Below are 24,403 nucleotides of genomic sequence, written 5' to 3'. Positions count from 1 at the left end.
CCGTTTATTTAACGTCATTTACAATATCTCTTCCTTTTGAAGTGGGTAAATAGATGCTGAACCCAACGTTAAAGCTCAATTTAGAGGTCAATCCTTCGTTTCCGAAACCAGTAACACCATTATATTTTAGTAGACCTTCAACCCCGATGTTTGGAGTGATAAAATAAGAGTAACCAGGTCCTACACCGAAATCAAGGCCGGTAGTGGAGATTCCGTTTTCTACAGAAGTACCACCTACACCTACATTACCTTCAAAGAACCAACGTCCGTGGTTCAATAAATTGTCAACTCCTTTTTCACCTGGTGAAATATAATAACGTCCTAAGGCACCAACAGCATAATTAAATTGTGTGGCTTCTCCTTTTCCAGGTTTCATAAATCCTAAGTTTACATATCCACCGACTGCAACATTATCTTTAATAAAATAAGCGGCTTTCGGCTGAATGGCAAAATCATACCCTGCCCCTGTGTTAAGGCCAAAGTTACTTGTTACCAAACTACTACCAACAATCCAGTTTCCTTCCTGAATCTGTGCATTCATGGTAGACGTTAATCCAGCTGCAGCTAATATTCCTGATAAAAGTAGTTTTTTCATAATTTATAATTTTTAATAATTAATGTTTATTATTCTTAAAGCATAGGAGAAACAACAAATGTGCCACGATGCTCAATTTCAGGTCTTTTTTGAAATTTGTACCGGTAATTATTAATTAAAATATTTTATTTTTTTAACACTTTAAGGAATAATTTTATATTTAAATCAGCAGTAAAATGATTGATACAACAAGTCCTGCAACCGTAAAAATCATCCCTCTTTTAAAAGCCTTTGATTTCGGGTTGAACATCCAGAAACTTGAGATCACAAAGAAAAGCAGCGAAATTCCGAAAAAAGCATTAAGAGGTGACAGCCTGTCTTTCGATTGTGCTTTATGCAGTTTTGTCATTTTATCAATAACAGACGGAAGTTCCATTTTGCTGTATTTCGCTTCACCGGTTGCTTGGTTGTAAGCTCCCTGTTTAAAGATCAGCACGGTACCTTCGGTTTTTTCAACTTCAAAATTTTTTATTTTAGTTCTTTTCCCAGTTGTTTCTCAGTAAGATCCTTCGCAATCACCTTATCGTATTTTTTTTCTTTTTTAAGGAAATCCGTATCTCTGTAAATCAACAGTACACCGCTGAAGGCATAGACCGCCATTATTCCTGCAAGAAAATATCCCAGGTAACGATGCGTAATCCTCATAAAACTTCTTGTATCCTTAATCTTGTCCATATCTGAATGTTTATTCTTTTAAATCCAAAAAGCAGAAGCTGCAAAATTGCAACTTCCACTTTACATAAGGAAATGATAACTTAAATAAAAATACTACAATTTATAGGTTAATGTGAAATAATAGTTTCGTGGAGTAATGGGATTCACAGAGTAATTTTCATGGACGTTGTAATTCACTACATCGAACAGGTTTCCGATTTTTCCCTGAATTACTAATTTTTTCCATTCGTAGCCCATACTGACATCTATGGTGGTGAAGCCGCCAACGTCGATCATTCGGGTAATCTGTTTTTGGTTTTTAAGGTCGTTCCAGCCCGCTTTTCTGTCACCGGTGTAGAAGGCTGTTGTTCCGATCTTCAATCCTTTGGCAAAACGGGTGAAGGTATAAAATACGGAAGCATTGGCCGTTACAGCCGGTGTTCTGACTAATCTTTGGTTTTCAACATAACCGGTTTTGTCAGGAGTTTCTGTATATTCTGCATGGTTATAAGAAACTCCCCCAATCAAGGACAGATTGCTTAAAGGATTTCCCGTAATATCCAGTTCCGCCCCTCTGCTTCTAACCCTACCTGCATACTCTTTTAAACTGGTATTGGAGTTTGCTTGACCATCTGGACCAACTATTGCTGTGGTGTACGTATTGTTATTGACAATCTGGTATGCAGTTAAGTTAACAGCCACTGCGCTATTGAAGACATTCTTTTTAACACCAATTTCATACTGATCGACCGTAGAGGGCTTCAAAGCTTCAAAATGTACTGTTGTTCCTGTATTGGGAACAAATGAATTGGTGTAGGTGGCGAAAACCGAGATGTTATCATTCGGATTATAAATAATACCGGCTTTTGGAGAAAAAGCATGATCTTCGGTTTTTGCACTGGCTGCAGGAGGAGTAAAGCCGGGCATAAAGATTTTGTCTGAAGATTCCCCATTCGTCAGATAAGAGTACCGCACCCCTGCCAGTACCTTTAAAGATTTCGTTAATTCTACAAGATCCTGCGCATACAATCCGAATCTGCGGGTGGATATTCTTCTTCGGAATGTCTTATCCGAAGCAGGCATTGGAGCCTCATTTATCCATGTCGAGGGATCATTAAGAAAGAATTTGTCTAATGTGGTTGTGCTTAATTTGAAATTTTGAGTATCAGCCTGACTATAATCTCCATCGGTACCTACCAATAGTTTGTGGTGGATATTTCCGGTTTTAAACTCACCATTTAAATTAATCTGTAACGAAGTATAATTCTGCTCATTATAGGTTTTTCCGACAGGCCTTGTCCATGCAGGATTGAAATTATTGTCTTTTGAATTATAAATCCAGCGGATCCGCTCTGTCGAAAAATAATCTTTCGTGTAATTCTGATAGGAAGCTACCGCATTCAGTGCCCAGTTTTTATTAAACTTATGATTTAAGATAACATCCGTCGTGGCCTGTTGGGTGGTCTGGTATTGCCAGTCTGTTCCCAGAAACTGATTTCGGCTGATTTCCGTTGCCAGTCTTGAGATTCCTGTTGCATCATCTACAACGCTTCCAATCCCGAAATCGGGCGTAAAATTATGATATAGATAATCGCCTTCTACAATCAGCTGCGTATTTTCACTCAGATTGAAAAGAAATGATGGATTTAAGTAATTTTTTTTAGATTTTACAAGATCTCTGAAGCTCTCCGCATATTCGTAGGCTCCATTTACCCGTACCGCAACATTTTTAGACAATGGGCTGTAAATGTCAACCGTAGGTTTGTATGAATTCCAGCTTCCTGCACTAAAACCCAAGGTGCCTCCAAATTCGAATTTCGGTTTTTTGGTGATCAGATTGACAATGCCGCCGGGACCAACGTTTCCATAAAGCATGGCGTTGGCACCTTTTAGCACTTCCACTCTTTCCAGACCCGTCACTTCAGGAAAGACGCCGCTGCTCACCCGAGAACCGTTCTTGAATATATTATCATTTCCGAATGTAAAACCACGTCCTCCGAAACTGTCCTGTGAGCCTCCTCTGGAAGAGGTAATATAGATTCCGTTTACGTTTTTAATGACATCACTCAATTGTCTGGCCTGTTGCTGCTCTATGATCTCGTGCGTAACAATAGCAATCGGCTGTGGTGTTTCCATCACTGTGAGATTGGACTTTGTAGATAATGGTTTGGCTTTGTTAGGATTTCCGGTTTTATGAAGATTCACATCCTCGATCGTCTGAATTCTGATGGTATCGGTCTCTGTTTTTTTCATTTGTGCAGTAAAGCATATTGCCGAAAGCAATAACCCTACAGTCATTAGATCTTTTTTCATTTTATGTTATTTAGAATGTGTTTAAATAAGGTGCTAATATAGCATGTTATTTAGAATAATTCAAAATAAAATTCTGATATTTATCATTTATTTGGAATTGTAGCATTTAAGTCTATTGATACTGTAGATTATCCTTTAAAATTTTTTTTATAAATATATTTGTTAAAAATAAAATTATGCAATTAGTAAAAGTTGGTTTATGTGCTTTCGGGATGAGCGGAAAAATTTTTCATGCTCCATTTTTAAAAGAACATCCCGGATTTTTTATATCTGCAGTTGTAGAGAGAAGCAGGGAAGATTCAAAGGAGAAATATCCCGATGCCGATATCTACCGTTCCGTAGAAGATATGCTTCAGAGCGCAGATATCGAGTTGGTGATTGTAAATACGCCGGTTCAGACTCATTTTGAATATGTAAAAATGGCTTTGGAAGCCGGTAAAAATGTAATTGTTGAAAAACCTTTTACCGTAAATGTTTCTGAAGCGGAGGAGCTTGTACGGCTGGCGGAAGAAAAAGGACTTTTTTTAAGTGTTTATCAGAACAGAAGGTTTGACCGGGACTTTCTGCAGGTTCAGAAAGTAATTAATGAAAATAGACTCGGTCATATTAAAGAAGCTGAGATCCGTTTCGACCGGTTCCGTACAACCGCCAGCGGGAAGGCTCATAAAGAAGATCCGGAAGCTACAGGTTCAGGAGCTCTCCACGATCTGGGAGCACACCTGGTCGATCAGGCCGTACAGTATTTCGGATTCCCAGAAAAGCTATTTGCAGATGTATTCTCCATGAAAGGAAAAGAATTTGCCAATGATTATTTTGAGATTATCCTGTATTATGAAAATGGCTTACGGGTAAGATTAAAATCTTCAGTATTCAGTAAAGAAGCCCATTATGCCTATACCGTTCATGGTGACAAAGGAAGTTTTTTACAGGAAAGAAGTGATAACCAGGAAAATGAACTGGTTACAGGGGCCGTCCCTTTATATGGACAGGACTGGATGAATCCACTGAGTGAATCAGACGGGATCCTGAATTATATCAACGATCATTCAGAAACGGAAAGACTGCTGACCTCCAGTGAACCGGGAAATTACATGAATTATTACCAGAATATCTACGAGCATATGGTATTCGGGTATTATCTGCCTTCACCTGCGGAAGAAATTATTCAGAATATGAAAATTATAGAAGCTGCTTTGGAAAGTTCGAATGCTCAAAGGGTAATAAGCTTGGGTTAGTGATGAGTGATAAGTTTTGAGTTATAAGTTATGAGTGATGAGTGATGAGTTATGAGTGATGAGTTATATTTTATTGTAAAACAACTTATCATTTATAACTCATCACTCATCACTTTTTTATCCTTCTCCTAAAGCTTCCTGAAGTTCAATCCATCTCATTTCATGGCTTTCAAGGTTTTCAGAGATATCTTCTAACTGTGCTGAAAGGGTGGCAATTTTTTCATAATCACTTTCATTATTGAGCTGATCCAGAATTTTCGCACGTTTTTCTTCAAGCTCAGGCATTTCTTTTTCGATCATCTCCAGTTCGCGCTGTTCCTTAAAAGAAAGTTTTTTCTTTTTTGCTGCAGGTGGCACAGGAGTAATATTTTCCTTTACCGGTTCAGGTTTTGAGGCGGTTGTCTTTCCCAGTGCCTCTTCTTTGCTCTTTGCTTCGCGGTACTCGGAGAAATTACCGATAAAATCTTTAATTTTCCCGTCTCCCTCGAAGGCTAAAATATGATCCACAATTCTGTCCATAAAATACCTGTCGTGGGAAACAATAATTAAGCTTCCCTGGAAATTAAGCAGGAAATTTTCCAGTACGGTAAGCGTCGGAAGGTCCAGATCATTGGTAGGTTCATCAAATATCAGAAAGTTAGGATTCTGATACAGAATATACATCAGATGAAGTCTTCTTTTTTCACCACCCGAAAGTTTTGAAATCGGAGAATATTGGGTCTGGTCATCAAATAAAAACAATCTCAGAAACTGCGAGGCCGAAATCGTTCTGCCGTTTGCCAAAGGAAAATTTTCAGAAATTTCTTTAATGAAGTCGATTACCCTTTCGTCTTCTTTGTATTGAAGACCTTTTTGTGAAAAATATCCGAATTTAATAGTTTCTCCCGTTTCTATTTCCCCTGAATCTTTTGGCTCCAGGCCCTGGATAATATTTAACAGCGTAGATTTTCCGGCACCGTTTTTTCCTACAATCCCTACTTTTTCGCCACGCTGAAACTGATAGCTGAAATCTTTCAACAGTAATTTGTCTCCATAACTTTTGGAAATGTTCCTGAGTTCTAAAATTTTGTTCCCGAGCCTTTTCATTTCGAAATCAAGCTCTAACGATTCTTTCCGGGTATCGGTTTTAGCGATCTTTTCAGTTTCGTAAAAATCATCGATTCTCGATTTGGATTTTGTCGTTCTTGCCTTAGGCTGTCTGCGCATCCATTCCAGTTCTTTTCTGTAGAGATTGTTGGCCTTATCAATCGTGGCATTCATATTATCCTCCCGGATCATTTTATTTTCTAGATAGGTAGCATATGAACCGTTATGAACATATAGGTTTTTATCTTCCATTTCCCAGATGATCCCACAGACTGCATCCAGAAAATAACGGTCGTGCGTTACCAGGAGTAAGGTTATTTTTGCTTTGCTCAGATAGCTTTCCAGCCATTCCACCATTTCCACATCAAGGTGGTTGGTAGGCTCATCCATAATTAGTAAAGTATGGCGGTGTTCGGCTCTTGTTTCCGTCAGTAACTTTGCCAAAGCCACACGTTTGATCTGACCTCCGGAAAGCGTTCCCATTCTGGCCTCAAGGTCCGTTATTTTAAGCTGGGAAAGAATTTGTTTCATTTCATTTTCAAGATCCCAGGCTTTATGAGCTTCCATTTCAGACAATGCCTTTTCAATAAAATCATGGTCTGTCGAATGCAGTGACTTATGATAGTTTTTCAGAGCCAGGATCGGTGCGGAATCCAGAGTCATCATAAATTCATCAATCGTAAGATCAGGATCAAAATCTATTTCCTGATCAAACAGGACAACCTGGATATCTTTATTGATCATCACATTTCCGCTGTCTGCAATTTCCTTCCCCATTAATATTTTTAAGAGGGTAGACTTTCCGCTTCCGTTTTTGGCAACGATGGCTATTTTGTCACCTTCATTAACGTGAAAAGAGACATTTTCGAACAATACTTTGATCCCGTAAGATTTGGTAAGATTTTCGACAGAAACGTAATTCATTAGAATAGAGTAGTTTGATTTATAATTTCGATTGAGCCGCAAAAGTACGAAAATGTAACCAGAAACCTTTTAAATAAACCATTACTAAAAAACGATAATCATGACAACAAAATTAGGATCTGTCCCAAGAGAAAAATACTGGGAATATTTTATTCTGGTCTCCAGATTTTTACTGGCTGCGATCTTTATACTTTACGGGTCTGGAAAATTAACCGAGGGCGGGCAGTTTGGTATTTCAGCAAAGGAAATGTCTGTGCCGATCAAAGATTTATCTTTATTCCGGGTGATGTGGTACTTATTTGATCACGAGCCTTTTAAATCTGTTGTGGGAGTTCTTCAGATCATCACCGGCCTGTTATTACTTTTCCACAGGACCGTAATCCTGGGAGTTCTCTTTTTTATTCCTATTGCCGCCAATATTATTCTGATGGATATCACTTTTATGCCGGAAGGCATGGCTGTAGCATTTGTAAACAGATTTGCTCTGTACTTTATCCTGTGTTTCCTTATTTTATGTCATGAAAGAGAAAGAATGAAAGTGATATGGAATGCAATGATTAAAGAATTTTCCCTGAAACGAAAATTTCCTGTTGTTCTGTACCTGATGATTCCAGTATTTGCTCTGGCTTTGGAGGCCTCACCAATAGTTCTGAAAATGATATATGACGGAATCAGTGAGACTGAGAAGTCATTCCGGATTATTCAGCAGATTTTTCATTCAATGTCTGGATAAATATTGATTTTAAATCCTAACGCACTGCTAAATCGAATTTGCAGAGTCCTTATTGCTGTAATATTCATGTTGTAAAGTAGCAGCAGATATGCTATATTTATCTATCTTTTATGTTATATAAATTAAAAATTTACCACACCGCTTCCCATTTGCCGGAAAACTGGAATACTGTTGTCGGAGATTACAATATCATGCTTTCAAAAGAGTATTTTCAGGCGCTTGAAATGTCTTCTCCTGAAAATATGGACTGTTTTCTGATGGGGTTTTTTCAGAATGAAGAATTGATCGGAGGAGCTCTGTTTCAGTATCTTGATTTTTACGCTCATGCCACATTTCAGAAAAATGAAGTCGGGTATACGATCAGAAACTTTTTTGCAAAGAAACTGAGCCGTGACGTGATGATCTTAGGCAATAATATGCTGACCGGGCAGAACGGGTTTTACTTCAATCCTCAAAAAATTGACTCCGGTCAGACGATTCGTCTTTTAAGTGATGCGTGTGATAAGATGCAAAAAGAAATCAGAAAAACCTCCCTTATCATTTATAAAGATTATCAGGCCCGTTTCATAACCCATTTTAAAGGTGAAAAATATAAGCCGTATGTAAGGTTTTCTGTTCAGCCCAATATGATGCTGATCCTGAGAGAGACCTGGAAAAACTTTGATGATTATCTCAGTGATCTTTCTAAGAAATACAGAGTACGGGCAAAATCTGCCCGGAAAAAAAATGAAGAAACCGTAAAAACCGAACTGACACTGTCTGATATCGTTACATATCAGGCTCAGCTTAATCGGTTGTATCAGAACGTTGCTGAAAATGCTTCTTTCAATACTTTTTTTCTCTCAAAGGATCATTTCAGAACGATGAAAGAAAATCTGGGTCAGGATTTTAAAATCTTCGGGTATTTTTCAGAAGGAGAGCTCATCGGATTTTATACTTTAATGATAAACGGAGAAGATATCGATACCTATTTTTTAGGATACCATAAAGAACTGCAGAAAGAGAAACAGCTTTATCTGAACATGTTGCTCGATATGGTTGATTTTGCGATCAGCAACCGATATCAAAGAATTATTTTCGGGAGAACAGCGCTGGAAATTAAATCTACTGTAGGGGCGGAACCATTGGCAATTTTCGGATTGATCAAACATAATAATTCTATGATCAATCTTTTCATGAAATCTATTTTTTTCCTCATTTCTCCAAAAGTCAGGTGGATTCAGAGACGACCCTTTAAACAGAAGGGGAAAAAGGCTGAATCTGATGCTGAATGAGCCCAATATCAGCAGGACGCCTTTAAACCGGATAGAAAATAAGGTTCTTGTCATTGCCGGTGAACTGATATCATCAAAAAGGAGCATACCGAAATGATGGGCAGAGAAATTCCGGGCTCAAAGCTTAAAATTTATCCCGGAGTTTCGCACGATCTTCCTTTCGAAATTGCTGACGAGCTGAACAGGGACATAATCGGTTTTCTGAAAAATTAATCGATTGTCAGCCTCTTTAGAGACCATACACTGCCATTGTAAATATCCAGGTCTACTTTGGTATTGATTCCATGAACAATTCCGTTTTCGGTAAACTGCCAGAGATTCCATTCCGCATCAGGAGAAGGAGCAGGAACGTCATTATAATTAGCCAGCCAAAGGGGATAGTCATCAAATTCTCCTTTTAAAAAGTCTTTATAATAATGATAATACGTATAGATAATAGGTTTTTTACCATACGTTTCCTCAATGATTTTACACCATACCTTCAGATCCTCAATCAGCTTCTTATTGGTTTTCCTTTTCGGTATTTTTTCGATATCCAGGATCGGAGGGAGATCACCACTTTCCAGTTTTACATTATCCAGGTAATTATTTGCCTGAATGACCGGGTCTTCATCGGCCCTGTAAAAATGGTAAGCTCCGCGGATAAGGTTATTTTTTTTTGCCTGTCCCCAAAAATCATCAAAATGTTTGTCCGCATTCCGGTTGCCCATCGTAGCTCTCATGACCACAAATTCCAGCGGGATGGTTTTGTTTCCGATGCTGAGGCTGTCCCATTTTATATCTTCTCTGTTTTGGTAATGAGAAATATCAAAACCATAGGTTTTATCAAGATTGCTGCTGATAATCCTCTGAATTCTGAGGGTTTCATTTTCGGAGTTATGAAGTTTTTTATGGATGAATCTGTTAAAATAGAGAGCGTAGTAATAATTGACCGACTGTTTTAAATATAATCCGGTCCCTATTAAAGCGATGATGAGTATGGCCAATACCACTTTCCTGCGGAAAAAATAGTTCTTCTTCCGTGTTTTATGAAGACTTTTGGCAGTTTTTTTGGTGTACTTTCTTGACGGCATAAAGTTTTACAAAACTAACTTTTTTTCACTGTCAAATACTAAATAAAATCAGTAAATTTGTCTACTATGGAAACACGCGAAAAAATCATCATCATAGGAGGAGGTTTTGCGGGGCTGCAACTTGCAAAAAAACTGAACAATAAAAATAAAAAAGTAATTGTTCTGGACAGGGTAAACCACCACATGTTTCAACCTCTTTTCTATCAGGTCGCGTGTGGAAGGATTGAGCCTTCCAATATTTCTTTTCCGTTCAGAAAAATTTTTCAGCGTTCCAGAAATACACAGTTTCGTCTGACGGAAGTGAAAGAAATTGATGCGCTGAACAACAGAGTCATTACGGACGAAGCAGAATTTACCTACGATAAATTAATCATTGCAACAGGCTGTAAAACCAATTTTTTCGGGAATAAAGCTATGGAAGGTAAGGCCTTCGGGATGAAAAATACCCAAGAGGCCATCGGCATCAGAAATCATGTTTTAATGACATTCGAAAAGCTGATCATCGAAAAAAGCCGCAGCGACGACGGAAACTGGAATATCGTCATTGTAGGAAGCGGACCTACCGGAGTAGAACTGGCCGGAGCTTTCGCCGAGATGAAAAAAGAAATTCTCCCGAGAGACTATCCTTATATGAATTTTGATCATCTCAATATCATTTTGGTGAGCTCCACAGAAAAGCCTCTAGCGGTTATGAGTACGGAAGCTCAGGATAAATCTGAACAATATTTAAAAGATCTCGGAGTAAGCTTTTTAAGTAAGGAATATGTAACGGATTATGATGGCGACAAGGTTTTTATGAAAAGTGGCAAAACCATTCCTTCCAATAATGTAATCTGGGCAGCCGGCGTGACGGGAAATATTGTAAATGGCTTTCCTGAAGATCGGTTAATAAAAAACAGGTATATCGTAGACCGGTATAGCAGAATAAAAGGCTACGACAATATATATGCAATCGGTGATATCGCTTATATGGAAACACCGAAATATCCACAGGGTCATCCCCAGGTGGCTAATGTGGCTATCAACCAGGCAAAAAATTTAGGAAAAAACCTCTTAAAGAAGAGTACTGCTGACTGGGTAGAATACGAATATGATGATAAGGGATCTTTAGCAACCATCGGAAAGCACAGAGCGGTAGTGGATTTACCGTTCATTAAATTCCAGGGGCTTTTTGCCTGGTATTTCTGGATGTTTTTACACCTGATGCTGATTCTGAGTGTCAGGAATAAGCTCGCAGTATTCTTCAACTGGATGTGGAGTTATTTTAATAAGGATTCTTCTTTAAGATTAATAATTTTGCCAAACAAGAAAAATGAAACAGTACAATGAGAATTGATATTATAAGCGTACTTCCAGAACTGATGGAAAGTCCGTTTCAGACTTCTATTTTAAGAAGAGCCATGGATAAGGGATTGGCAGAAGTGCATTTTCACCAGTTGAGAGACTGGTCAGTCAACAAACACAGACAAATCGACGATGAACCTTACGGAGGAGGAGCGGGGATGGTCATGATGATCGAGCCGCTGGATAAATGTATTTCTGAACTGAAATCTCAGAGAACCTATGATGAGGTGATCTATCTGACGCCGGATGGTGTAACTTTAAATCAGAAGATAGCCAATACGCTTTCTATTAAAAATAATCTCATCTTCCTGTGTGGACATTACAAAGGAATAGATCAGCGGGTAAGAGATCTGCATATTACTAAAGAAATTTCAATCGGAGATTATGTACTTACCGGTGGAGAGCTGGCCGCATGTGTCCTTGCGGATTCTATCATCCGCCTGCTTCCCGGAGTTCTGAATGATGAACAGAGTGCTCTTACCGATAGTTTTCAGGATGACCTTCTTTCGCCGCCTATTTATACAAGGCCAGAAATTTATAAAGGTTTAGAGGTTCCGAAAATTCTATTAAGTGGTAATTCCGGTAAAATTGAGGAATGGCGCCATGATGAAGCTGTAAGAATAACTAAAGAAAAACGTCCCGATTTACTCTGAAAAAAGTTACAGAAATTCATTAACCTCAACTTTTTTTTTACATTTTTACGATCGTACTTCTTAAATGGAAAAATAATTTGCTAACATAGGGATTGGGATTTAAATATTGTTGTTAAATACAGTTTACGTAAGTATTTTATCCTTATTTTTTTTCTTTTATACAAAGATTTTATTTTACTGGATTTGAGTATTTTTTTTATTGATTAAAATTTTAAATAATATGTATGATTTTATAGTATATATTTTAGATTATCACTATTATTATGATATAAAATTAATATGAATATCGTATAAATAAATTAATCATATTTAAAAAAAAATAATAAATTTACATTCTGAAAGAAATGTAAATTTTAAAGAAGTGAAGATTGTAGATGGAGTTGTTCTCTTTTTATAATGTAGAAAATTTATTTCTACCGGATCCGGCACCAGTACATCAATTAGATCCAACCGGATCAGGACTGAGAAACTGGGATGAAAAAAGATACAGGAACAAAATTTTTAAAATTGCACATGTATTCCAGTTGATGAAGGAGAGGAGTGGTGTTTTGCCATTCATGATCGGATTATCCGAAGTTTCCGGAAGGAAAGTTTTGGAAGATCTTGTGCAGATGCATCCCTTTAATTCGGGGTATGGGATTGTACATTACAATTCTATGGACGAAAGAAAGGTAGATGTGGCCATGATATACGATAAAAGTAAAGTGGAAGTTATAGATTCAGAACCTATTACTTTTTTCTTTGAAATTATACATAAAACCATAGGAAATTACGATACGACAAGAGATGTACTTTATTCAAGAGTGAAATATAAAGGAGAGATTATTAATATTTTTATCGCCCACCTTCCCTCTAAGCGAGAAAAAGATGTTAATAAACCCAAAAGAGACTTTATAATGAACGAAATCCGGGGACGGATATTGAATATTGTGAATGAAGAAAAGGAACACGTTATTCTGTGTGGTGATTTTAATGAAAACCCAGATGATGAAAATTTAGTAAAAATTCTCTACGACAACGCGTGCGAAAAGATTCTTGAAAATCCGTTTCACGAGCTGTTTTCCACAAGAAATTATTCTACTTTTCATTATAAGTCGGGATTGCTGTTTGATCAGATTATCTTGTCAAAATCACTTTTTGATAATGGTCGTTTCTCATTTCAGAATGCTGAAGTGTTTAACGCTGACGAAATTAGCAGCCGGAACAGGAATTTTGGTGGCAGACCCTTCCGAACGTACGCAGGTACGAGATATTTAGGAGGTTATAGTGATCATTTTCCGGTTTTTATTAGATTCAAAAATTGATAAATACTTAGTAAAAACATAAATAATAAAAAAAGTAGAAAATGAAAAATTCAAGCAATGCAAACTACCATTTAGATTCAATCGACAAAGAAATCATCTATATGTTGATGGATAATGCCAAGACCTCTCTCGCTCACATTTCAAAAAATGTCGGGATCTCCACTACAGCGGTTCACCAGAGAATAAAAAAACTTGAATATGCCGGGGTGATCGAAAACTCCATCTCTTTCCTGAATCCTAAGAAAATAGGGTATAAGGTAATATCATATATCGGGGTATTTCTGGATCAGCCAAGCCATTATCCGGAAGTGGTAAAGTCACTGAATGATATCAATGAAGTAGTGGAAGCACACTACACCACCGGTAATTATACCACTTTCCTGAAAGTCTTATGCAAAGATAATGATCACCTGATGCAGATTCTCAGCAAACTTCAAAAGCTGAAAGGGGTGACAAGAACAGAAACTTTCATATCTTTGGAGCAAGGAATCTACCGACAACTGAAAGTATAACAGATTATGAACATTGCACAATATTTGGATTCGACCTACCTGAAAACGCCCGCTCAGTCAGGAATGTCAGACGAGGAAACTTTAAAAAAAGATATAGAACTTACACAAGAAGCGATTGATCATGGCATCTTCGCCGTAATGATCCGTCCGGATTATGTATCTGAAATTAAAAAGTATATTAACGACAGAAATTCAAATGTTGTGGTAGGCACTGTGATAGGTTTTCATGAAGGAACTTACTCCGTAGATGAAAAAATTGCAGAAGCAACGCGGGCAATAGACGACGGGGCAGACGAATTGGATTTTGTGATCAATTATGATACGTATCTGAAAGGGAATATTGACCTGGTAAAAGATGAATTCGTAAAATGTACACAATTGTGTTTACAGCATCATAAAACTGCAAAATGGATTATTGAAATTGCAGCCTTGACAGATGCACAGATTGCTGATCTTACCAAAAAAATTTCTGATTGGGCAGAGGAAAATTTTTCCGATAGCGATTTATCGAAAATCTTTGTAAAATCATCAACAGGTTTTTATGAGACCACCGGTGAAAAACCAAACGGAGCAACATTTGAAGGAATAAAGATCATGATTGATAATGCCGGAAGACTGCCTGTGAAAGCAGCAGGCGGAGTAAGAACGCCGGATGATGCAGAAAAGATGATCAGGATGGGAGTTAAAAGAATAGGAACCTCTTCAGCATTAGCTTTGATAAAAGATCAGTCCGCCTCAGAAGGATATTAATAAATCCAGTACATACGTAACAATAAACCATCAAAAATTTTTGATGGTTTATTTTTTTTATACCTGTGCCTGATATTCTGTGTAAAAGGCCTGTGTTTCATTAATGAGGGCATCCATCTCCTCTAAGGTAAAAACCTCAAGGAATTTTTTCCTGAATTCTTTGAAGTGAGGTACCCCACGGAAATAATTACTGTAGTGCTGTCTCATTTCAACCAGTCCCAGTTTTTCCCCTTTCCAGTCGACACTCCATTCGGCATGTTGACGTACTGCCAGTAATCGGTCTGAAATATCAGGAGCGGGTAAATGCTCACCGGTTTTAAAGAAATGTTTAATCTCATTAAAAATCCAGGGATATCCGATGGCAGCACGGCCAATCATAATTCCGTCGCAGGCATATTTCTGTTTATATTCCAGAGCTTTCTCCGGAGAATCGATATCACCGTTCCCAAAAATAGGAATTTCAATATTCGGATTTTGTTTAATTCTTGAAATATGTTCCCAATCTGCCTCTCCTTTGTACATCTGCGCACGGGTTCTCGCATGGATCGTCAGTGCTTTGATTCCGGTTTCCTGAAGACGTTCTGCTACCTCATCAATATTAATTGAAGTGCTGTCCCATCCCAGACGGGTCTTCACTGTTACAGGAAGGTGGGTGGAGTTTACTACAGCTTTTGTAAGACGAACCATCAGATCAATATCTTTTAACACCCCGGCACCGGCACCTTTACAAACTACCTTTTTTACCGGGCACCCAAAATTAATATCCACCAGATCGGGATTTACCGTCTCCACGATTTTTGCAGATAAAGCCATGGCTTCTTCATCACCACCGAAGATCTGAATTCCCACTGGTCTTTCATAATCAAAGATGTCGAGTTTTTTTCTGCTTTTCATAGCATCCCGGATTAAGCCTTCAGAAGAAATAAATTCTGAATACATTAAGTCTGCACCATGCATTTTACACAATCTTCTGAACGGAGGGTCACTCACGTCTTCCATCGGAGCCAGCAAAAGCGGAAATTCCGGCAGTTCTATGTTGCCTATTTTTACCATGCCGCAAACTTACGAAATTCTGAAAAAATAACCTCCTTTAAATTGATTGAAGGATTTTATCAGCATTATTTACATCAAAAGTTATATTTATAAAGTATTTTTCCTTGAAAAGAATGGTCGTTCAAATGTTTTGATTAGCTTTTAACAGCTGAAAACATACTTAGAAGCTTGCTTTTACCTGCATGCTGCCAATATGTATTGTTCTGTCTCCGGAATTTCTTCCTTCGTAATTAAGATTCAATTGTAGGAAGGAGTTAATAGCCTGTTGAATAAATACACTCCATACCTGATTTTTTCCGGGTTTCAGACCATCCAGCATCTGGTTTCCTACAATGCTGAAATTATTTCCGTTAAAATCGTTATTAATAAAAGAGAAATTTCCCCGGATCGATGTTTTTTTACGCTCCCATTGTACAGTTCCTGTGATATCAAAGGCTTTTAAGAGTTCTTCACCATCTATCCTCTGCTTCTCACGGTAAGCAGAGGAAAGCTCGGCCTGGATAGCATCGGTAAATTTATACGTGGCTTTAGGCTTGGTCTCAAAATTATTCAGCCGGTAATCCCGGGTTGCGAAAAGCTGTGAAGAGTTTTTAATGTCGTGCACGGAATTCTCCCAGTCTACCCTGAATTCTTTGTTGAACCAATATCCGATATTAAGGAAATGAGAAGTCTGTTCACGCTCTTCATTACTGAAGTTAGCATTAATCAGGTTGTCATTAGAAATAAAACGATAGTTTCCGTTCCATCCTGACTTTTCCGTCGGGCTGAACTGCACGGAGGTTAAAATATTCTGATTTTTGAGAATCTGATCTTCACTTTTTTCGAAAGGATTAAGCACCAGCACTTTGTCTTTTTTATAAAAGGAGTTTTGAGAATTTAAAGAAACATTAAAATTCCAGCGTTTTAAGAATGCATTTTCAGAGTTGAAAACAACAGAGGGGTTTACAAATAAAGCAAGCTGCAATTTGTTTTTATTAGAAGGCAGATACCGTACAGAATTGGTATACACCCTGATATATTGTGCCAGATCCGAATATTCGGCAATCTCGAATTCATCAAGCTGCTGAATTCCGTCTCCATTATAATCGGTCCACTTATAGATACCCTGTCCGTCCGTTACTTTAATATACTGGAACTCTCTTTGTGCTTCCTGTCCGTTTCCTAATTCATAAAATGCCTGCAGACGCATACCGTTCCGGAAAAGCTGCTGATTATATAAAATATTTCCAACGACAAAATCATTATTTCTGGACATATCGGCATCCTGGTTCTGGTAAAAGAATTTTCTGTAATGAATTAAAGCATTCAGCGTAGTTTTCTCTGTTTTAATCAGCTGACTTTCTGCCATGAATCCCAAGATATTATTCATGTTCTGAAGCCTGTTATCACGTACGGAATCATTGTCTCTCATATACACTTTAGCCAACAGCTTCGTTCTTGTGCTGTCACCGATCTTCTTTTGGACGAAAATTTCTTTCCAGCTGAAACTTGTGACGTCCATCAACTGAGTGTCATTGTATTTCTTTTCGTTGTGTTCCATGCTTCCACCGATTGCCCAGCTTCCTTTTTTGCCCGTATACTCGGTGGAGACTCCTCCTCTGATAAATTTGGTATCCTGCAGCGTAGCATTGGTGCTCAGATAAGAGAGACTTCCCTTGGTGAAGAATTTGTTTTTGATCCATCCGAAATCCAGATCATTTTTAATCCCTTTATAAGAATCCTGTTCGTCAAGATAGTTCACTCTGTAGTTTAAAGTCGATTTATTATTCCATTTATTCAGGAAGCTAAAAATAAACCGGTTTTGCGTTCTTCCGCTGAATTCCTGAGTCAGGTTAAAATCTCTGGAGAATTCCACATCATTAATACGGTCCAGGATATGGAATTGCCTGTCGATATACTGGTATTCGAAACTCGGAGTACCGTTCCAGTTATTTTTTGTGAACTTTTTATTTCCAAAAATGCGCCATGCGTATCCCACATTCTGATCCGCATCTTTTGACGAAAAGAGATTCACATCATAATTGCTTAATGAGAAATCGGCACCTATTTTTCCATCTTTTAACAGGTATTCAGAATTTAAAGAATACACCTGGGATTTTTGGGGAGAGGGTAATTTCCGTACCGCTCTGTAATCTCCCAGATTAGGACCTGCATATTCAAAAACACGGCCGTTATTGGTAGTCTGTGTAATTTTATAGTCTCCGAGGTTAGATCCGAAATAGGTATAGGAAACGGTATAAAGCGTTTCATTGGGATCCGTGGAAAACTGATAATAGTTGCCACTTGGGTTCTGGACCAGCCGATACAGTATTTTATTGACATCATATTCTGTAACGACTCCTGACGGAGCATACATCAGATCAGGATTATTTCCCGCATCCGCTAAAATCTGCTCATCTTCTGGAGAAAGATTTAAGGAAAGCGGTGCATTTTTATTATCATTTTCCATAAACCAGTTCAGTCCGAGCTTAAGCTTTTCTCTTTTATGCTCTACTTTTCCGGTAAACAGATATCTGGAATAATTTCTGTTGGTATAGTTATACGAAATGGTAATGAAGTTTTGCTGAAAAATAGGGCGGAAACTGGTAAACGTAACTTCACCGGTATTATAATTAATAATATAATCCTGGTTTTCGCCACGTTTCATTAAAATCCCATCAATAAAAACCTGTTCCGAACCTGAAATAAGGGTAATGAACTGTTCACCGTTTTTACCGGTTAGGCGGTAAGGTCCCTGGTTTCCTTCAACTCCCTGAAAACGGACCCTGTGGAATTCACTTCGCGCAACCCCCATTGAGACATCCACGAATGTTTTATTTTCTTTTCCGAATTCGGTCTGAAATTCAAGACCCATGCTTCTTCTCTGAAATTTGGCAAAATAATTTTTAGATTCCACCAGATCGAGATGTCCTGCCCTTAAGATCGATTTATCCTTAATATTAAGCTGCATGTAGATCTTATCAAACTCCTCTAAGGTTTGGGTATATCCGTCAGCCTGAATAGGTAAGTTGTGATCCGAAATGCTGGCCAGAATGGTAACATCTTTCGAAAGTCTCCCCGAAATCTGCAGATCCATCGAACTCTGCACCGATTGTCCCTGGTTATTACCAAACGTGATTCCCCGGATGATGGAGCCTTTGGAATTCAGTTCACCAAGAAATCTTTTTTTATCGTTCTTCGCAAGTACAGCTTCATCGACAATGATGCGGTTGCTTGTTTTTACAAAATCCAGGGTATCTTTTGCAAAAATGTCCTGTTCAAGCCTGGCAGCGAGTATACTGTCTCTTTTTATACTGTCCTGAGGGATATTGGGATTCGTCCAGGAAAAAACCTGCGCGTTACTTGAGAATAAGCCCATAAAAAACAACACGAATATCAGGATATAATTCCGCAAGTTTCAGTACAAATAGTTGGTAAAAATAACTAAAAAATGTTAATGATTAAGGTTTTAGCATTATTAACAAAAAATTAACCCAATTATTGTATTTGAAAAAAAAAATGGTGTAATTTTGTAATGTAAATTATTAATAATTAAATTTTTAAACTATGAAGAAGATTTATTCTTTAGTTGCTGCTGTTATTTTTTCAGCAACGGCATTTGGACAAGGTAGCGAAAACTTCGAAGCGCAATCCGCTTTGACTGCTACTTATGCGGATGGTACTTTCGCTGGTCAGACACCAGGTGTAACGGTAAATTATGTGCATTCGAGAAATGAAGGATTAGCAACCTCAGAAGATTATGCAATCGCAGGTAAAGGGATTATGCTAAGAAGATCAGATGAGCCGAGTTCTGTAGAATTCGTTATTCCTAACGGTGTTGGTACTTTTACTTTTAAATACAGAAAAGCATTTACAGGAGGAACAGCTAACAGAGTTTTAGCGGTATTTGTAAACGGAGTTCAGACTACTGTAATTCCTGCATTCGGTGCAGCGGGTAATGATGCAACCGTATATACTTCTAACACGACCATTAATGCTTCCGGAGCGGTAACAGTAAGAATTTCTTATCCTACAGGAACAGCAACAGGAAACAAGCAGGTAACTATTGATGATGTTTCCTGGACTGCTGCAGGATCTTTAGGTGTTGCTGACGTAAAGAACAATAAAGGAAATTTCGTTAAAAATACTTTCGTTACCACAGAAGAAATCTCTTTTGGTGCAAATGTTAAAGATGTAAAAGTGTATAACATGTCGGGACAGGTTGTAAAATCTGCTTCTGTTAAGCAAAATGAAACTTTAAATGTTGCTGAATTGCAGAAAGGAAATTATATCGTAACAGGTACTGTTAATAACGAATTGGTTTCTCAGAAAATTTTAAAAGACTAATCCTCTTATACAATTTTATAAATATAATCCGGCGTTTCTCAGAAACGCCGGATTTTTTATAGCTTAAGTTTAATAATGGTTCATTGGAGAATCTTTGATCCTGTGATAATGCTGTAAATTCAGCCTCCACTATTGAAGACTGGTATTTAATTTTTCAAGAGATTTTAAAGATAGATAAAAGAAAAAGCCTACTTTGAAACTGATGTCCGACTGCATCGTTTTTAGTACCAGCCCCTTCTTGCTGCATTTATAATAGATCCCAGGTTTAAAACCAGCGTATATCTGATTCGTTTCGCATAATCTTTAAAAGCCGGCTCAAATCCGAGGGAAGACTGAACCGGGAAATAAATTTCAAGGAAATCAGGAATAACCCTGACTTTGATTCCGCTGTCCCAGATGAATTTTGTCGGCTGGTTTTTATTCTGATAAACTCCCGCATCGGCATACACGTGAAAAATTTTCCACACACTGGAGTCTACATTTACAGAACCGATCCAGTGGTTTACAGTGCCGGGCAGGAAAGATTTAAAACCGCCATCAGCCAGAATATATTGCTGCGATAAAATACCGCTCGTTGCACTCTGACCTAAGAGGTTATAGGAAAAAGAATAATCCGAAACTCTGGAAATACCATAATTAAAAGTATTATTCCGGGTATTATTCTTTATAAAATATCCTGCGAACAAGCGTACGCTCAGCTTTTGTTTGGGAGAAAATTCCCATCGGTAAAATGCTTCTGCAGCTACTTTTTGGAAATCTTCCATCCACTGTGTACTTACACTGAGACTTTTTTCATGAATGCTCTGGTTGTCGCTATATCCATAACCAACGCTCCAAAGGCCGTATTTATCATAATCATTCCTGGCGATCATCAGCGGATTGAGATCTCTTTCAAGATAATTGTATGAGATACCAACGCCCCGGCTCACCGTACTTCTCGGATTCTTTCTGAAATTAATATTTGAAAACACGGAAGCTTTTCGGTAGGCCAGGTCATAATCATAGTGAAAATAAGAACCTGAAACCCCAAAAGTTAAACTTCTGATAATACTTTCGGCGGGCAAAAATGAATAGGAAACTCCTGCAGAACCTGTCAGCTTACCCGTTCCTGTGCTGTAAGTGGGAGTTACCGAATATAAAAATTTCTGATCAAAAAAAGATTGATTTTTAAAATTAGATCCAATAAGAAATTTATCATAGGTATTGCTGAAACGTATTCTTGGGGTCACATAAATTTCATTAAACTCAGGATTCGGAATATCCTTAATCAGCTTGAATTTTATTTTCTTCATATTGGAAAAAAGTCCTTTAGCATACAAAAAATTATCCCTGTATTTGGACTCCGGAAAAATATAATCATCATTAAGCGTGATTTTATAAACATCCAGAGCCGGGACAGAAAAGTTTTTTATTTTTTCATTTTCTTCGGTTTCTACCCAATAGCTTTTTGTTTCACCTTCTTTAGTCTGCGTTTCCAGCTTTACTGGAATGGCCGCCGGTGTATTTTTATAAATTTGTATACTTAAAGAATCATTTTCTTTTTTAATCTTTCTGAGCTTAAAGTTGACTCTGTTTTTCTTAGAGATAAAATCGGTAAGATAGGCTGTTCTCTTATCCTCATCTGCGAGTTCTTTCAGAAAATCTTTCGGATCTACTTCTTGATCAGTATTTCTTTTAATAAAATTTTCAACAAGGGTGTCAAATTTTGCATAACCCATCTTTTCAGCAGAATAATTAAATAAACTTCCGGTCTCAAAACTGCTGATGGCCATGTCATTAAAATTGCTTAAAACAGCATACTTCTCGTCAATCTTCTGATCGAGGTTTTGTGCAACGATGTATTGATAGGTCAGGCCATAGCGATCAATCAGGTTGACTTTCGAGGCATGAAAAAATTTCAGAGGTTTTATTCCGAAAATTTTAGTCTCCGGGAGATGTCCCAAAATCTTGGCATCTGAATAAAATGTTTTCAGGTATTGAATTTCGAGATAAGATTTTAATCCATTTTTAAACCAGTGATGGTCCTGCTTATCTGTGATGATACTTTCATCTAAGATCTTTTTGGCAATAATCCCAAAATAATCCAGGTCAGTTTTCTCCGCATTGGTAAACAGCTGAAACCTGAATTTCCAGAAGGTAATGTCATTATTCCCGAAAAAATCTTCTTTTCCCCGGAATTTTTCAGAAATAAAAAGACGTTCCGGAAGAAAACCGATTTTTTCTTTTATAAATTTTAACTGTAAAGGAAGGTAAAACTCTAAGTTTTGCCTTTCTTCGGGTTTTAAATTATATCCAAATTTGATCTCCGTCCGAATGCCTTCTGTATCGATATTGATAGAGGGATATTCATTGGGTGAGATCAGGAATTCAGGATCAGAATCCAGATAACCTTTAAAAGAGTTCATCTGAACCTGCTTCAGGTTACTTTCTATAAAATAATTTACCGGGAGATCAAAATTAACGGTCCAATAGGTATTGAAGTTGACAGACTCTTCAATATCATGGTAATTCCTGGTGGAAATATTGTCCGGATCAAAATGATCCGGAACAATAAAGAAATATTTTAAGGCGATCGTGTTATCAGAAGTCCCGTATCCTGTAAATTTTTTGTCAGGCAGGTGAATCTGATACTGCAACTGTAATTGTATCTTTTCTCCCGGCTTTAAAGGCTGCTGTAAAGGAAGAAAAAGATTTTCATCAGAAATATTGCTGACCGGAATTTCATGCTGTGCAGAATCTTTTATATTTAAACTCACAAGCTTTCCCAGCTCTTCAGTCTTTGCAAAATGCAGATTCGTATTTCTGTCTTCCAGTTTTCTGTAGACTAATGACGTCCCTCTCTTGTGATAGGCCGAGACCCAGTTTAAAAGTTTGATGGAGCTGATGTCTTTCCCGGAATTGTTGTAATAAACAAGCTCCTGGTTTACATCCAGCAATTTTTTATCGGAAGACAACTGTGCTCCGATATAGATGCTGTCTTTCTGTGCAGAAACTTCTGCAACGCCCAAAAATAAAATAAGACAAATACTGATTCTTTTCAACTTTCCTGATAAAGTACCAAATATAACTTATTTTGTATATAATTCAAGAAAGAAAAAGTTAATTCTGAATTACTTTTTATCTAAAGAATTCAAATAAGCATTCCAGCCTTCATTTTTATAAGTTGTAGCTGCCTGCTCCGGATTGTCCGACTTATAAATTCCTCTTCCTACAATAATAAAATCGGTATGAAGAGTCTTAAATACATGTTCCGGCGTATTATACTGCTGACCTTTTCCGTCTCCTGAATCTGCTAAATTTACACCCGGAGTGAATAATAAAAGATCTTCAGGAATTGCATTTTGTGAAACTCCTCCGATAACATTAGGATGGGATAGGGCAATTTTAAGTGCTTCTTCTCTGTAACTGTTAGTAGTTAATGTTCCTTTGGAAGACATCCCTATAATAGCCACGACCCCTACATTCCTGAAACAGTCTAAAGACTCAAAACCTCCGATTACCTGGGAGGTTACAAAATCTGCCCAATCCGTAATTTTAAAAACGCCACTGGTGAACTGAAGCTCCTGTGTATTCCCGATATCCGCAAATTTCCTGTCCTCCATCAGCAGAAACTGATGTTTCTCAGCCAGAGCTTTTAATGGTTTAATTGTCTTTTCATAATCGAAATCAGAAATAATGTCGATATGGGTTTTTAATGCAATCACATGAGGACCTACTTTTTCAGCCAGAGCCAATAACTCATGAGTGGTCGTAACATCAGCTGAAGCAATAAGGTTTGATTTTTTTGCTAAAGCAGTCTCTAATAATTTTTTTGAAACGGAATGTTGTGCACTCTCCAGTTTTTTCTCATAAGAAGACCGTAGTTTTTCTTCAAACTGGATATGATTTCCCTGTAGGAAGTCCTGAATTCTTTTTACTTCCTCATCAGATAATTCGCCTGTCTCCTGAAGAATTGTGCATACTTCAGAAATATTAAAAAGGGTGTGAACTCTGTATCCTTTGCTTTCCAGAAGCTCTTTACCGCCCTGTTCCCTGTCTAAAACGACTACGATATCTGCTACTTTAAGATCTTCCTGCTCTACTTCCGCAATGGTCTCTATTAAAGATTTTCCCGAAGTGATCACATCTTCCACCAATAGACAGTTTTGTCCCTTCTGATAAATCCCTTCGATTAGCTTTTTGGTTCCGTAGTTTTTAGCTTCTTTTCTTTTAATAATTAATGGAATGTAACTTTCCAACGACATGGCAGTAGCCATCGGAAGGGCAGCATAAGGAACTCCGCAGATCAGGTCAAAATTATCAAGAGGAAGCATTTCCAGTAAGTAATTAGCCAGATTTTTTAAAATTTTAGGATCTGAAGCAAGAGGTCGTAAGTCTACATAAAAAGGACTTTCAATCCCGCTTTTTAATGTAAATCTCCCGAATTTAATGATGCCGAGTTTATAACACTCTAAAAAGAATTCTTTTTTACTTTCCATTATTTTTTATTAGATGTTGCAAATTTAAGAAATTGCTGTTAAATTCAGTTGCTAATACTATGCTTTAATGTATAAGAAAGTGATGAATTGTAAACA

At 37.6% G+C, this 24,403-nt stretch carries 20 protein-coding genes; 10 read left to right on the top strand and 10 right to left on the bottom strand.

Annotated features, from left to right (window positions below):
- Nucleotides 1-4: 4 nt before the first annotated feature.
- The 4 genes from ODZ84_RS10410 to ODZ84_RS10395 all read right to left on the bottom strand — a co-directional run bounded on the left by ODZ84_RS10410 (nucleotide 5) and on the right by ODZ84_RS10395 (nucleotide 3,562).
- Nucleotides 5-595 carry a hypothetical protein gene (locus ODZ84_RS10410; RefSeq protein ID WP_266176990.1) on the bottom strand — a complete coding sequence of 197 codons (591 nt, stop codon included), beginning with the start codon at nucleotides 593-595 and terminating at the stop codon, nucleotides 5-7.
- A gap of 160 nt (nucleotides 596-755) precedes the next feature.
- Entirely contained in the window at nucleotides 756-1,031 is a 276-nt protein-coding gene (locus tag ODZ84_RS10405) for a hypothetical protein (RefSeq protein WP_266176989.1), read from the bottom strand.
- 32 nt (nucleotides 1,032-1,063) lie between these two features.
- Nucleotides 1,064-1,270, bottom strand: coding sequence for a hypothetical protein (locus ODZ84_RS10400; RefSeq protein WP_266176988.1), 207 nt, complete (start codon nucleotides 1,268-1,270; stop codon nucleotides 1,064-1,066).
- Nucleotides 1,271-1,363: 93 nt separating this feature from the next.
- Nucleotides 1,364-3,562 (bottom strand): TonB-dependent siderophore receptor, encoded by a 2,199-nt coding sequence (locus ODZ84_RS10395; protein WP_266176987.1) that lies wholly within the window; start codon nucleotides 3,560-3,562, stop codon nucleotides 1,364-1,366.
- Between the two features lie 176 nt (nucleotides 3,563-3,738).
- Here ODZ84_RS10395 and ODZ84_RS10390 point away from each other — a divergent pair, with 176 nt between their 5' ends.
- Nucleotides 3,739-4,797 carry a Gfo/Idh/MocA family oxidoreductase gene (locus tag ODZ84_RS10390; protein ID WP_266176986.1) on the top strand — a complete coding sequence of 353 codons (1,059 nt, stop codon included), beginning with the start codon at nucleotides 3,739-3,741 and terminating at the stop codon, nucleotides 4,795-4,797.
- Nucleotides 4,798-4,914: 117 nt separating this feature from the next.
- On the opposite strand, the gene ODZ84_RS10385 is transcribed toward ODZ84_RS10390, so the two are convergent.
- Nucleotides 4,915-6,807: an ABC-F family ATP-binding cassette domain-containing protein gene (locus ODZ84_RS10385; RefSeq protein WP_266176985.1), complete on the bottom strand. Its 1,893-nt coding sequence runs from the start codon at nucleotides 6,805-6,807 to the stop codon at nucleotides 4,915-4,917.
- 100 nt (nucleotides 6,808-6,907) lie between these two features.
- Between ODZ84_RS10385 and ODZ84_RS10380 the strand changes: the two genes are divergently transcribed.
- The 3 genes from ODZ84_RS10380 (at nucleotide 6,908) to ODZ84_RS23630 (ending at nucleotide 9,027) form a co-directional block, all read left to right on the top strand.
- Complete coding sequence (locus ODZ84_RS10380; protein WP_266176984.1) at nucleotides 6,908-7,540, top strand: hypothetical protein; 633 nt, start codon at nucleotides 6,908-6,910, stop codon at nucleotides 7,538-7,540.
- Between the two features lie 110 nt (nucleotides 7,541-7,650).
- Nucleotides 7,651-8,814, top strand: coding sequence for a GNAT family N-acetyltransferase (locus tag ODZ84_RS10375; protein ID WP_266176983.1), 1,164 nt, complete (start codon nucleotides 7,651-7,653; stop codon nucleotides 8,812-8,814).
- A gap of 93 nt (nucleotides 8,815-8,907) precedes the next feature.
- On the top strand, nucleotides 8,908-9,027 hold the full coding sequence (locus ODZ84_RS23630; RefSeq protein WP_408612415.1) for an alpha/beta fold hydrolase: 120 nt from the start codon (nucleotides 8,908-8,910) through the stop codon (nucleotides 9,025-9,027).
- On the opposite strand, the gene ODZ84_RS10370 is transcribed toward ODZ84_RS23630, so the two are convergent.
- Nucleotides 9,024-9,887, bottom strand: coding sequence for a glycoside hydrolase family 25 protein (locus ODZ84_RS10370; RefSeq protein ID WP_266176982.1), 864 nt, complete (start codon nucleotides 9,885-9,887; stop codon nucleotides 9,024-9,026). The two genes, ODZ84_RS23630 and ODZ84_RS10370, sit on opposite strands and share 4 nt — an antisense overlap.
- A 66-nt stretch (nucleotides 9,888-9,953) precedes the next feature.
- Between ODZ84_RS10370 and ODZ84_RS10365 the strand changes: the two genes are divergently transcribed.
- From ODZ84_RS10365 to deoC, 5 genes are all read left to right on the top strand, one after another.
- Nucleotides 9,954-11,216, top strand: a complete 1,263-nt coding sequence (locus ODZ84_RS10365) for an NAD(P)/FAD-dependent oxidoreductase (RefSeq protein WP_266176981.1) — start codon at nucleotides 9,954-9,956, stop codon at nucleotides 11,214-11,216.
- Nucleotides 11,213-11,884, top strand: a complete 672-nt coding sequence (trmD, locus tag ODZ84_RS10360) for a tRNA (guanosine(37)-N1)-methyltransferase TrmD (protein ID WP_266176980.1) — start codon at nucleotides 11,213-11,215, stop codon at nucleotides 11,882-11,884. The genes ODZ84_RS10365 and trmD overlap by 4 nt, the downstream gene beginning before the upstream one ends.
- 374 nt (nucleotides 11,885-12,258) lie before the next feature.
- Nucleotides 12,259-13,188, top strand: coding sequence for an endonuclease/exonuclease/phosphatase family protein (locus ODZ84_RS10355; RefSeq protein WP_266176979.1), 930 nt, complete (start codon nucleotides 12,259-12,261; stop codon nucleotides 13,186-13,188).
- A 41-nt stretch (nucleotides 13,189-13,229) separates the two neighbouring features.
- Nucleotides 13,230-13,700 (top strand): Lrp/AsnC ligand binding domain-containing protein, encoded by a 471-nt coding sequence (locus ODZ84_RS10350; protein WP_266176977.1) that lies wholly within the window; start codon nucleotides 13,230-13,232, stop codon nucleotides 13,698-13,700.
- Nucleotides 13,701-13,703: 3 nt separating this feature from the next.
- Nucleotides 13,704-14,450 carry a deoxyribose-phosphate aldolase gene (gene deoC / locus ODZ84_RS10345; RefSeq protein ID WP_266177351.1) on the top strand — a complete coding sequence of 249 codons (747 nt, stop codon included), beginning with the start codon at nucleotides 13,704-13,706 and terminating at the stop codon, nucleotides 14,448-14,450.
- 57 nt (nucleotides 14,451-14,507) lie between these two features.
- Here deoC and dusB read toward each other — a convergent pair whose 3' ends face one another.
- Nucleotides 14,508-15,503, bottom strand: coding sequence for a tRNA dihydrouridine synthase DusB (gene dusB / locus ODZ84_RS10340; RefSeq protein WP_266176976.1), 996 nt, complete (start codon nucleotides 15,501-15,503; stop codon nucleotides 14,508-14,510).
- A 160-nt stretch (nucleotides 15,504-15,663) separates the two neighbouring features.
- Entirely contained in the window at nucleotides 15,664-18,861 is a 3,198-nt protein-coding gene (locus ODZ84_RS10335) for a hypothetical protein (RefSeq protein ID WP_266176975.1), read from the bottom strand.
- 188 nt (nucleotides 18,862-19,049) lie between these two features.
- On the opposite strand from ODZ84_RS10335, the gene ODZ84_RS10330 reads away from it, so the two are divergent.
- Nucleotides 19,050-19,829: a T9SS type A sorting domain-containing protein gene (locus ODZ84_RS10330; protein ID WP_266176974.1), complete on the top strand. Its 780-nt coding sequence runs from the start codon at nucleotides 19,050-19,052 to the stop codon at nucleotides 19,827-19,829.
- Nucleotides 19,830-20,050: 221 nt separating this feature from the next.
- On the opposite strand, the gene ODZ84_RS10325 is transcribed toward ODZ84_RS10330, so the two are convergent.
- Nucleotides 20,051-22,870: an aminopeptidase gene (locus ODZ84_RS10325; RefSeq protein ID WP_266176973.1), complete on the bottom strand. Its 2,820-nt coding sequence runs from the start codon at nucleotides 22,868-22,870 to the stop codon at nucleotides 20,051-20,053.
- Between the two features lie 69 nt (nucleotides 22,871-22,939).
- The gene (pyrF, locus tag ODZ84_RS10320; RefSeq protein ID WP_266176972.1) at nucleotides 22,940-24,307 is read right to left on the bottom strand and encodes an orotidine-5'-phosphate decarboxylase; all 1,368 of its coding nucleotides are present in this window, start codon (nucleotides 24,305-24,307) and stop codon (nucleotides 22,940-22,942) included.
- Nucleotides 24,308-24,403: the final 96 nt, after the last annotated feature.

Source organism: Chryseobacterium fluminis (assembly GCF_026314945.1).
Taxonomy (GTDB): domain Bacteria; phylum Bacteroidota; class Bacteroidia; order Flavobacteriales; family Weeksellaceae; genus Chryseobacterium; species Chryseobacterium fluminis.
The sequence above is the reverse complement of the archived record's forward strand: the minus strand, read 5'-3'. Positions and strand labels throughout refer to the sequence as shown.

What these genes read in the sequence shown, in the direction of transcription:
- ODZ84_RS23630 (WP_408612415.1), top strand. Translation starts at nt 8,908, where the DNA reads ATGATGGGCAGAGAAATTCCGGGCTCAAAGCTTAAAATTTATCCCGGA.
- ODZ84_RS10375 (WP_266176983.1), top strand. Translation starts at nt 7,651, where the DNA reads ATGTTATATAAATTAAAAATTTACCACACCGCTTCCCATTTGCCGGAA.
- ODZ84_RS10370 (WP_266176982.1), bottom strand. Translation starts at nt 9,887, where the DNA reads ATGCCGTCAAGAAAGTACACCAAAAAAACTGCCAAAAGTCTTCATAAA.
- ODZ84_RS10410 (WP_266176990.1), bottom strand. Translation starts at nt 595, where the DNA reads ATGAAAAAACTACTTTTATCAGGAATATTAGCTGCAGCTGGATTAACG.
- ODZ84_RS10400 (WP_266176988.1), bottom strand. Translation starts at nt 1,270, where the DNA reads ATGGACAAGATTAAGGATACAAGAAGTTTTATGAGGATTACGCATCGT.
- ODZ84_RS10390 (WP_266176986.1), top strand. Translation starts at nt 3,739, where the DNA reads ATGCAATTAGTAAAAGTTGGTTTATGTGCTTTCGGGATGAGCGGAAAA.
- trmD (WP_266176980.1), top strand. Translation starts at nt 11,213, where the DNA reads ATGAGAATTGATATTATAAGCGTACTTCCAGAACTGATGGAAAGTCCG.
- ODZ84_RS10355 (WP_266176979.1), top strand. Translation starts at nt 12,259, where the DNA reads ATGGAGTTGTTCTCTTTTTATAATGTAGAAAATTTATTTCTACCGGAT.
- ODZ84_RS10385 (WP_266176985.1), bottom strand. Translation starts at nt 6,807, where the DNA reads ATGAATTACGTTTCTGTCGAAAATCTTACCAAATCTTACGGGATCAAA.
- dusB (WP_266176976.1), bottom strand. Translation starts at nt 15,503, where the DNA reads ATGGTAAAAATAGGCAACATAGAACTGCCGGAATTTCCGCTTTTGCTG.
- ODZ84_RS10380 (WP_266176984.1), top strand. Translation starts at nt 6,908, where the DNA reads ATGACAACAAAATTAGGATCTGTCCCAAGAGAAAAATACTGGGAATAT.
- ODZ84_RS10350 (WP_266176977.1), top strand. Translation starts at nt 13,230, where the DNA reads ATGAAAAATTCAAGCAATGCAAACTACCATTTAGATTCAATCGACAAA.
- ODZ84_RS10395 (WP_266176987.1), bottom strand. Translation starts at nt 3,562, where the DNA reads ATGAAAAAAGATCTAATGACTGTAGGGTTATTGCTTTCGGCAATATGC.
- ODZ84_RS10330 (WP_266176974.1), top strand. Translation starts at nt 19,050, where the DNA reads ATGAAGAAGATTTATTCTTTAGTTGCTGCTGTTATTTTTTCAGCAACG.
- pyrF (WP_266176972.1), bottom strand. Translation starts at nt 24,307, where the DNA reads ATGGAAAGTAAAAAAGAATTCTTTTTAGAGTGTTATAAACTCGGCATC.
- ODZ84_RS10365 (WP_266176981.1), top strand. Translation starts at nt 9,954, where the DNA reads ATGGAAACACGCGAAAAAATCATCATCATAGGAGGAGGTTTTGCGGGG.
- ODZ84_RS10335 (WP_266176975.1), bottom strand. Translation starts at nt 18,861, where the DNA reads ATGGGCTTATTCTCAAGTAACGCGCAGGTTTTTTCCTGGACGAATCCC.